At 54.2% G+C, this 9,483-nt stretch carries 8 protein-coding genes and 1 riboswitch; of the genes, 7 read left to right on the forward strand and 1 reads right to left on the reverse strand.

The genetic code is table 11. The features are described 5' to 3' along the window. Window positions 1-420: MetQ/NlpA family ABC transporter substrate-binding protein (locus tag ACJROR_RS12795; RefSeq protein WP_406547396.1), on the forward strand; the 420-nt coding region annotated here is incomplete at its 5' end. Window positions 421-525: 105 nt separating this feature from the next. Next, window positions 526-1,032, forward strand: coding sequence for a hypothetical protein (locus tag ACJROR_RS12800; RefSeq protein WP_406547398.1), 507 nt, complete (start codon window positions 526-528; stop codon window positions 1,030-1,032). Window positions 1,033-1,195: 163 nt separating this feature from the next. Here the strand turns inward: ACJROR_RS12800 and ACJROR_RS12805 are convergent, their stop codons facing one another. Beyond that, complete coding sequence (locus ACJROR_RS12805; protein WP_406547400.1) at window positions 1,196-2,848, reverse strand: ATP-binding protein; 1,653 nt, start codon at window positions 2,846-2,848, stop codon at window positions 1,196-1,198. Window positions 2,849-3,425: 577 nt separating this feature from the next. Beyond that, window positions 3,426-3,524, forward strand: a riboswitch (TPP riboswitch). Between the two features lie 45 nt (window positions 3,525-3,569). Between ACJROR_RS12805 and thiC the strand changes: the two genes are divergently transcribed. From thiC to thiH, 5 genes are read left to right on the forward strand one after another with little or no spacing between them, the layout of a single operon-like run. Continuing rightward, a complete protein-coding gene (gene thiC / locus ACJROR_RS12810) occupies window positions 3,570-5,267 on the forward strand; it encodes a phosphomethylpyrimidine synthase ThiC (RefSeq protein WP_406043251.1) in 1,698 nt (565 codons plus the stop codon). Continuing rightward, the gene (gene thiE / locus ACJROR_RS12815) at window positions 5,249-7,189 is read left to right on the forward strand and encodes a thiamine phosphate synthase (RefSeq protein ID WP_406547402.1); all 1,941 of its coding nucleotides are present in this window, start codon (window positions 5,249-5,251) and stop codon (window positions 7,187-7,189) included. The genes thiC and thiE overlap by 19 nt, the downstream gene beginning before the upstream one ends. After that, the gene (thiS, locus tag ACJROR_RS12820) at window positions 7,186-7,389 is read left to right on the forward strand and encodes a sulfur carrier protein ThiS (RefSeq protein WP_406547404.1); all 204 of its coding nucleotides are present in this window, start codon (window positions 7,186-7,188) and stop codon (window positions 7,387-7,389) included. Before thiE ends, thiS begins: the two co-directional genes overlap by 4 nt. 1 nt (window position 7,390) lies before the next feature. Beyond that, the gene (locus ACJROR_RS12825; RefSeq protein ID WP_406547406.1) at window positions 7,391-8,212 is read left to right on the forward strand and encodes a thiazole synthase; all 822 of its coding nucleotides are present in this window, start codon (window positions 7,391-7,393) and stop codon (window positions 8,210-8,212) included. Further along, window positions 8,209-9,354, forward strand: a complete 1,146-nt coding sequence (gene thiH / locus ACJROR_RS12830) for a 2-iminoacetate synthase ThiH (RefSeq protein WP_406547407.1) — start codon at window positions 8,209-8,211, stop codon at window positions 9,352-9,354. The genes ACJROR_RS12825 and thiH overlap by 4 nt, the downstream gene beginning before the upstream one ends. Window positions 9,355-9,483: the final 129 nt, after the last annotated feature.

A 9,483-nucleotide genomic window follows, 5' to 3' on the forward strand; every position in this document is an offset into this window, starting at 1 on the left:
GACAACGGTCTTATTAAGCTGACCTCAGAGGCCGGTCTCACAGCTTCGGTGAAGGATGTGGCCGAGAACCCGAAGAATCTGCAGCTGGTAGAACTGGAAGCCGCTCAGCTTCCCCGGGTAAAGGATCAGATGGCCATGGTGGTGCTTAACGGCAATTACGCCCTTACCGCCGGCTTCAATGCCAAAAACGATGCGGTAGCTCTGGAGAATGCCGATTCCATGGCAGCTCTGACCTATGTGAACGTTATTGCTGTTCGGGAGGGCAATGAGAATAACCCTCTGGTTAAGTCTCTGGTAAGCGAGCTCCGTTCTGATCATATCCGGGAATTTATCGAAGGCCGTTATTCCGGTGCGGTGCAGTTTTACCGGGAACCTGTAAAGAACGATAAACCTGCTGACGAGAAAACCGCCGCCGAGTAGAAACCGGTTCAGAAGATAAAGCCCCCGGAGTAACAGGATTAAACCTCCTCCGGGGTTTTGGCATTAAGCGGCCTAAAGGCCCAAAGGTGGGGAGGACAACTTCACATGAAAGCTCTCATAAAACGCATGTTGCTGCTTGCGGCCTGTCTTGTGTCCGGTACCGCATCCGCCGCCGGCGCTCTTGCGGTAGGGCGGGATATTCCCGCCGATGACATCACGGAATTTGTGCATACCCGGGAGAATATCAACTACGGCGCGTATTTTCTGAGATACCGTTACTATGCCGAGGAAGGGAAGCATTTTTTTCAGCATCAGAAAAGAGAACGGAAGGACTACGGCCCCTGCACGGAAGCGGATACGGTGCGGGCCGGCACGGTACTGCTTTCCGACAGCGAATGGAGCTCATTTGTCAGTCTGATTGAGCAGGGTTCTGTGCAGAAGAGAAAAGAATCCACCACCACCGGAGATTCCGGCCCCTGGTCTTATCTTTACTGGAAAAACGATCGCGGCGTTATTCAGGAGTATAAGTTTGCAGATTACGGAGCCCTGAAGAGCTTTGAAGAGTTTTCCGAAAAACTTATAGAAAGTTATCAGGGCTCCTCGGATCAGTGAACACACCCGTACCGGAAGACAGAGGTTTAAGCCGGGAGCCTAAGCTTCCAACTGTTCTGAAATTCTGGCAGTCCCATCACTTTTTAAGACAACACCTTAAATCCATTCTCCTCTGTCTTAAGGCTGCTATATTCGGAACCAAAGCCTTTGTTCATGCGGAGTGCTACGGGTTCAGATCTTGCAGGATTTCCCATTCACCTTTTCTGTCGGATCCTTTGCGGTGGATAATCCCTTTTTTCTGAAGAACGACACAAAGGCGTTTTACCGTAGCTATTGACAGTCCGGTTTTTTCTTTCAGGGCTTTTTGGGTTGTCTTGGTATCTGACCGGATTATTGTCAGGATAGTTTGTTCTTTTGGTGTCAGTAATGTATTCGGGAGATTGGTATCAGAACCGGCGCCCCCGGCTGAGTGATCAGTATCAGAATGGGAGGTTTCGACAGGTCGATCAGTATTATTGGTATCAGAACCGGTGCCTCTGGCTGAGTGATCAGTATCAGAATTGGAGGTTTTGACAGGTCGATCAGTATCATTGGTATCAGAAGTGCTGATACCGGTTGAATGATTGGAATCAGATTCAGCAATTCCTGCGGAAAGAGTCCTCATGGGATTAACAACACCAAAGGCATCGGTTTCGAAAGGCTTACGGAACAAACTGATCCTGAATGATGTTCCAAAATCCTTTAATTCAGGGGGGTTTAGTCCATACGCTTTAGCGTCTTTGATGATTCTCGGAATTCCGGATCCCCATTTTTCGATGATGTGCATGTACTGAAAGGCAGCACCGATGGCGATATTTCGAACACTTGAGTTTCCGGTAATCATCTGTTCAATGGAGAGATCAGATTTGAGTTTTCCGGGGGAGGTGACTTCCAGCCGGTCATCATAGATTGCAACCTGAACAGATCCTGCTAATAAATAGGAGCGGTGACAAACAGCATTCGAGATCATTTCCCGGACGCTATCCATGGGGAGTTCATAGAAATCTTCACGGTTAACACCGGAAATGCGGGATCCCAAGTGAATATTTCTGCTGACAAACTTCATGGCATCTTCTATCTGCTGGTCAATCGGCCCTGTGGCATCTTTTCTGTCAAGAAATATGGCTCGAGTGTTACCTTTGAACAAAGCCATTTGAATGATAGCCTCCGGAAAGAGCTCCTCCGGATCTGTCAGAAGCTTCCAGGCATTGGTCGGATAGTATTCCCCCTGAAACTCAGAGAGAATTTTCCAAGATACCAGCTGGCTTGCCGTAACCTTTCTTAGTTTGTTTTTCTGTTCTTCGGAATGGCAGAGATCGCAAGCGTGCTTATACATTCTTTCGCAAAGTCTGGCGATCTCTTCTCGGGATATTGCATCTCCCTTAGCCGGCATGGTGTCAAAGCTAAGTCCTCTTCCTTCAAACTGGAGTTCCTTGATTATGCCCGGACTTGCCTGACGTGTAACCCCGGCCATGCGGATAAAGGTCCCATTCTTCATGCCGTACTTCTTTAAGTAGTAAGGTTTGTCCATTCCCGGGCGAATGGTCGCCACAATAATCTTTTTTCCGTCCACTTCATCAATTTTTGTAATTGGAACCACAGCGGGTTCGCAGGCATCGAAAATACTGTTCGTTATGGCATCCATCTTTTGGAAAATCTCATCATCCGGGAAGCCAACGACCTTCCAGGAGTTATTTTCGACACCGAAGATAATTTTTCCGCCGGCGGCATTGGCAAAGGCCACTGCGGTTTTGAGGTATTTTTCTTTTTCTTGAGGAATATCGAGCTTATATTCAACGGTCTCATGTTCGCCTTGTGCCAATTCTTCAGGCATCATGTTGCTTATCCCCTGTTTTTTTACTCATCTCGCCTTAATACAAGGATCAAGGCTTTCGGAACTTTTATGTTCGTTCATTTTACAGTCAAAAGCTAGCTGTTTCACGGGGCTTATTCAAGTTTTCAGCATGGCCCGATGCAAGTAGCTACGCTGTAATGACTTGGAGACCTGCCCTTTCGAATCACTTGCAGATCTGATGCCGGTTCTTTTATCAAATACGGATGGAGCCGCTGTCTGGTTGTCTGTTGGGAGTAATAATCGCGGAGGATCAGATCGGAAAGGTGATAAGAAGATAACATCGGTTAAAGCCTGATTGTTCTGTTAGACTGTTAGATCTGGATATTGACAGGGATTTGGAATCAGTGCGAGGTAAGGTTAGCTGTTTTCCTTTATCTCAGAGAATGCATCGGTTTGGAGTACTGATGCAGTATTTTGGGAGAACTGGTCGGTTCTTTTTCATGATCTGGTTCTGACAGTACAAGACCCACGCCTCTAACTCCCTCCCCTCCGAAAAACCTCTCCCGCTGTTTTCTTTATTGATTTCCGGGAGGTTTCAGCGGATAATCATGATGTCAACCATCGTCTGTCGGAGTGCCCCGCGGCTGAGATCGCTTCTGCGAAATCCGTATAACCTGTTCAGGGTAATGCCTGCGAAGGAAACAGAGTCCCCCGGGAAAGCGGCTCCCCGGTTCCGGCAGACCATATTTAATGAGAGTAAATTATGGCATCTGCAATTATGGAACGCATGAAGGCCGAGCAGGAGGCTCAGGAACGTCTGGGACATCTGCAGGGCTTTGCCTATCCTTCATCATCCCGTACCTTCAAATCCTCCCCGGACGAAAGCTTCCGGGTGCCCTGCCGCACGGTAAATCTCAGTAACGGCGAACATCTGGATCTTTACGATACCTCCGGCATTTACGGGGATCCCGCCGCGGAAATCGACGTGAAGAAGGGCATTCCGCTGTTAAGAGAGCCGTGGCTTCAGGCAAGATCGGACATCGAAATCATTAAACCGGCCTCCGACACCGCCGGACTTTCCTCTCCCAAGGTTACCAGAAAGGGCAGGGCCGGATCCCGCATTACCCAGTTTGCTCTGGCCAAAGCCGGTATCATTACTCCGGAAATGCGCTATGTGGCGCTCCGGGAGAATATCGGGGATCCTCATAATACAGTAACTCCGGAAATGGTACGGGAGGAGATCGCCTCCGGCAGAGCCATTATCCCCGCCAATATCAACCATCCCGAGGCTGAACCCATGATCATCGGATCCCGCTTCCGGGTGAAGATCAACTCCAATATCGGAAACTCCAGCGTTTCCTCCTCCGTGGCCGAGGAAGTCGAAAAGATGGTCTTCAGCGCCATTTACGGAGCGGACACGGTAATGGATCTCAGCACCGGAAGCCGCATTCACGAAACCCGGGAATGGATCCTCAGAAATTCTCCGGTGCCTATCGGAACCGTACCTTTGTACCAGGCTCTGGAGAAGGTTAAGGGCGTGGCCGAGGATCTGTCCTTTGACGTGTTCCGGGATACTCTCATTGAACAGGCGGAGCAGGGGGTGGACTACTTCACCATTCATGCGGGATTATTACGCCGCTTCATTCCCGCCGCCGCAAAGCGTCTTACCGGCATTGTTTCCCGGGGCGGCTCCATTATGGCCCGCTGGTGCATTGCCCATCATCAGGAAAACTTTCTCTACGCCAATTTCGATGAAATCTGCGACATCTGCGCCTCCTATGACGTGGCAATCTCCCTCGGGGACGGCCTCCGTCCGGGTTCGCAGCATGATGCCAACGACGAAGCCCAGTTCGGCGAGCTTAAGATCCTGGGCGAGCTTGCGGAAAGAGCCTGGCAGAAGGGCGTCCAGGTCATTATCGAAGGCCCCGGTCATGTCCCCATGCATCTCATAAAAGAAAACATGGATCTTCAGAAGGAGTACTGCCATAACGCTCCCTTCTACACCCTGGGCCCCCTGGTTACCGATATCGCTCCCGGATATGATCATTTCACCTCCGGCATCGGCGCTGCCATGATCGGCTGGCTGGGCACCGCCATGCTCTGCTATGTAACCCCCAAGGAGCATCTGGGACTGCCCCGCCGGGACGATGTCCGGGAAGGGCTTATGGCCTACCGCATTGCCGCCCATGCCGCGGATCTGGCCCGGGGCCATCCCGCCGCCATGGCCTGGGACAATGCCATGAGCAAGGCCCGTTTTGAATTCCGCTGGGAGGATCAGTTCGCTCTCAGCATTAATCCCGAGAGAGCCCGGAAATTCCATGATGAGGATCTTCCGGAGGAGTGCCATAAAAATTCCCATTACTGCTCTATGTGCGGCCCCAAGTTCTGCTCTGCCAGACTGTCCCGGGAAATTAAAAATTTAAGTCAGGAGGAGATCGATAAATGTCTGACCGCGGAATAGTTCTTATTATTTCAGCTACGGATTCCAGCTGCGGAGCCGGAGCCTTTCAGGATGTCCGGACGGTAACGGAGCTGGGTCTGGTTCCGGTGGTGGCCGTAACCGCTGTTACGGCGCAGACCGGAATCCAGGTGCTGCAGGCGGAACCGGTAAAGAAGAGCTGCGTCAAGGACGTGCTGCGTACCGTGCTGGCTCCCGATATGGTGTTTAAGCTCCGGGCGGTAAAGATCGGCCTTATCCCCACGGATAAGGTCTTCCGGGCGGTGGAGAGCTTTCTTATCAAGCTCCGGGAGATCCGCGGCATGGAACTCCCGGTGATCTGGGATCCCGTGACCGTGGCCGGCAACGGGGATCCGCTTTCCGAACTGGATATCCGGAGAGCCGCTCTGGATCTGCTCCCCATGGTAACCATGGTAACGCCTAACGTTACCGAAGCCATGCAGATGTCCGATACGAAGCAGTCCCTGGACACCACCGAGAGCTGCGGCCTCTGGGCCCGCACCGCGGCGGACTGGTTTGCCGAGGCCGGAGCGGAATACGTCTATATCAAGGGCGGTCATCTGGAGCAGTACACCGACAATCCCGCTCTTAAGAACATGATCCTGAACATGCTGTGCAGCCATACGGATAACCGGATCACGGCGCTGGTGCATCGGAGAACCTTCTTCAATGCCGGGGAGCCGGATCGGGTGCACGGCACCGGCTGCGCCCTGTCCAGCGCCATTGCGGCGTTCCTGGGTCTGGGCTATCCCATGGAGGAGGCTCTCACCCGGGCAGAGATGTACATTTCCCGCCGCATCCGGGAATCCCGGGCGGAGTTTTCCGACATGAGAATTCTGGGAGACAGCGGCAAAAATCCGGAATTTGAGGATCTTCCTCTTCTGTTCCGGAGCTTTGCGGAATTCCGGCAGCGGGTGGGGGACAATCTCCCGGGCTTCCCGGAATGCCCCCGGAATCTGGGCCTTTACCCGGTAGTGCCTGACAATGAATGGCTCCGCCGCTGCCTGGAGGCCGGAGTCCGCACCGTTCAGCTTCGCATCAAGTCCTGGAAAACCAAGGACGAGCTTCGGGAGGAGATCAAAAAAGCCGTGGCTCTGGGACATGAATTCAATGCCCGGGTCTTTATCGATGATCACTGGGAGCTGGCCGCGGAGGAGCATGCCTACGGAGTGCACCTCGGGCAGGAGGATCTGGAGGCCTGCGATCTCGCCTTTATCAGAAAGTCCGGCCTTCGTCTGGGCGTCTCCACTCACAGCTATGCCGAGGCCTGCCGGGCTCTTCAGATCAAGCCTTCCTATATCGCCATCGGACATATTTTTCCGACAAATTCCAAGAAGATGCCCTCGGCTCCCCAGGGCACGGACAAACTGGCGGAGTATGTCCGGATGCTGGGCCGCATCTATCCCTTGGTGGCCATCGGGGGCATCAAGCTTGACAATGCGGAAGATGTGCTTAACACCGGTGTCGGCAGCATTGCGGTAATTACGGCCATTACCGAAGCCCCGGATCCGGAAGCGGCCATTAAGGACTGGCAGGAGCTGCTTCTTAAGCACGGCATTCGGGACACTGCGGAAGGCGTTTCTGAGAATGAGACCAAACAGAAAGCCGCCTCTCCGAAGAAGCTGCAAAAAACCGCCCGAGCTCAGCCGGCTGCCGGGAATAAGGGCGCGGCAAAGGAAGCGAAGACGCAGGATAAGGAGACTGCTCCTGAGCCCGATGAGGATCTGATATCAGATCCCGCAGCGCCTGAAAATGATGCCGCCAGAGATTCGGAAAATACCGACAAAACCCCCGCTCCTGCAAAGGGCCGGAGTCCCTGGGGCTCTTCCGGAAAATCTCCCCGCCGCAAAAGCAATGACGCCGGCAAGACCGCTAAAAAATCCCATCGCGGAAAAGCCAAGGGCCGGGAGGACGGGCGGTCATGAAGGTGCAGCTAAACGGAAAGGAGGTCACCACCTCCGCCGCGAGTCTCCGTGATCTTCTTAAGGAGATCCCGGATCTTCCGGAGTACTATGCCGTGGCCCGCAATGACGAAATTGTTCCCCGGGACAAGCTCGCCGACACCCCGGTAGCGGACGGCGATGTGATTGAAGTGTTTTCATTTATGGCAGGAGGATCCTGTTAATATGTCAGATTCAGAAGTCAGCGCGGGAGCAAAGGACACGCCCCTAACTATCGGCGGCAAAACTTTTAACTCCCGGCTTTTCACCGGCACCGGCAAATTCGCTTCCGGAGCTCTTCTCCGGGATGCGGTGTTGGCGTCCGGGTCGGAAATGGTCACCATGGCGGTGAAGAGACTGGATTTTCAGGGACAGCATGATGCCATTCTCCCGGCTCTCCGGGATCTTCCGGTAACGCTCCTTCCCAATACCTCCGGCGCTCGTACCGCCCGGGAGGCCGTGTTTGCCGCCAATCTCGCCCGGGAGGCTCTGGGCACGGACTTTATCAAGGTGGAGATCCATCCTGACGTGCGCTATCTGATGCCGGATCCCATTGAGACTCTCAAGGCCACGGAGGAGCTTGCCAAACAGGGCTTCAAGGTACTGGCCTACTGCGGCGCCGACCCCATGCTCTGTCTCCGCCTGGCCCGGGCCGGGGCCGCGGCGGTGATGCCCCTGGGAGCTCCCATCGGGAGCAACCAGGGCCTGACCACCAGGTCTATGCTTAAAATCATTATTGCGCAGAAGGAGGCTCCCATTGTGGTGGATGCCGGTATCGGACTGCCTTCCCAGGCTGCCGAGGCCATGGAACTGGGAGCTGACGCAGTGCTGGTGAACACGGCGATTTCCGTGTCCCGGGATCCCGTCAGCATGGCCCGGGCCTTTGCCGGAGCCGTGGCAGCCGGACGTCTTGCCTATCTCAGCGGGCCCGGCGGGGTGTCCGAGGAGGCTCATGCCACAAGTCCCCTGGAAGCCTTCCTTAAGGATCTGGACGGAGCCAAGTCATGAGCTTCTATGATGAAATCACGGCTCTTGATATCAGGAGCTACGCGAGAGCGGTAGATGCCTCTTCGGACAGCGAGGTATCCCGGGCACTTTCAAAGAGCCGTTCCGGCGATCCCCTAGATCTCGGGGACTTCATGGCTCTGATATCCCCTAAAGCCGCGCCGTATCTTTCGGACATGGCGGTACTGGCGGAAAAGCACACCAGAAGGCGTTTCGGAAATACCGTGAGCATGTACGTGCCTCTCTATCTCTCGAACCGCTGTCTTAATAACTGCCGTTACTGCGGCTTTGCGGCTCATAACAAGTATCCCCGGAAGCATCTTCTTCCGGAGGAAACCCGCCGGGAGTGCGAGGCCATTCATCGCATGGGCTATGAGAATATTCTGGTGGTGTCAGGAGAGGATCCCCGGGTCTGCGGCATGGACTACTTCCGGGAGCACCTCCCTATCGTGGCGGAATATGCCAGCTACATGTCTCTCGAGATCCAGCCTCTGGATATCGATGAGTACCGGGAAATGAGAAAGCTCGGCGTGGATTATGTCTGCGTGTATCAGGAAACCTACGATCCCGAGTGCTACAGGATAAACCACCTTTCCGGAAAAAAGCGGGATATGCGGTACCGCATGGAGACACCGGAGCGGGTAGGGGATGCCGGCATCGACAAGGTGGGGCTGGGCGCTCTTCTGGGACTTTTTGACTGGAAGGCCGATGTGGTGGCGCTCACCCGGCACCTCATGTACATGCGCCGTCATTACTGGGGCACCCGGCTCAGCATTTCGTTTCCGAGACTCCGGCCGGCGGAGGGGGGGTTTCAGCCGGAGTATCCCGTATCCGACAGGCAGATGATCCAATGTCTCTGCGCCTGGAGGCTTTTTGACCACGAGCTGGAGATCTCTATTTCCACCCGGGAAAGCCCCCGCTTCCGGGATGTGATAACCCCGGTGGTTATTACCTCCATAAGCGCCGGATCCAGCACCCAGCCGGGGGGTTATGCGGAGGATCATCATGATCTCCCGCAGTTCATTATCTCGGACAGCCGTTCTGTTACTGAGGTTACCGCGGCCCTCCGGAGATGCGGCCTTGAGCCTGTGTTCCGGGAGGCCCGTTCTCAGATCCCGGGGATGCCCGAGGCCGCCGGATTCTGAGCAGCATTTATTACGATAAAGCATCTCAAGACCACTGAGTCAATGGCAGGCTGAGTTCCGGAGAGCAGAGTAAAAGGATATTCGGCGCAAATACGAGGCGGAACCGGGCAAGTCCGGCGACGCCTTATT

This window comes from Succinimonas sp., from assembly GCF_045225735.1.
Classification (GTDB): Bacteria; Pseudomonadota; Gammaproteobacteria; order Enterobacterales; family Succinivibrionaceae; genus Succinimonas.

What these genes read in the sequence shown, in the direction of transcription:
- thiS (WP_406547404.1), top strand. Translation starts at nt 7,186, where the DNA reads ATGAAGGTGCAGCTAAACGGAAAGGAGGTCACCACCTCCGCCGCGAGT.
- thiE (WP_406547402.1), top strand. Translation starts at nt 5,249, where the DNA reads ATGTCTGACCGCGGAATAGTTCTTATTATTTCAGCTACGGATTCCAGC.
- ACJROR_RS12805 (WP_406547400.1), bottom strand. Translation starts at nt 2,848, where the DNA reads ATGATGCCTGAAGAATTGGCACAAGGCGAACATGAGACCGTTGAATAT.
- ACJROR_RS12800 (WP_406547398.1), top strand. Translation starts at nt 526, where the DNA reads ATGAAAGCTCTCATAAAACGCATGTTGCTGCTTGCGGCCTGTCTTGTG.
- ACJROR_RS12825 (WP_406547406.1), top strand. Translation starts at nt 7,391, where the DNA reads ATGTCAGATTCAGAAGTCAGCGCGGGAGCAAAGGACACGCCCCTAACT.
- thiC (WP_406043251.1), top strand. Translation starts at nt 3,570, where the DNA reads ATGGCATCTGCAATTATGGAACGCATGAAGGCCGAGCAGGAGGCTCAG.
- thiH (WP_406547407.1), top strand. Translation starts at nt 8,209, where the DNA reads ATGAGCTTCTATGATGAAATCACGGCTCTTGATATCAGGAGCTACGCG.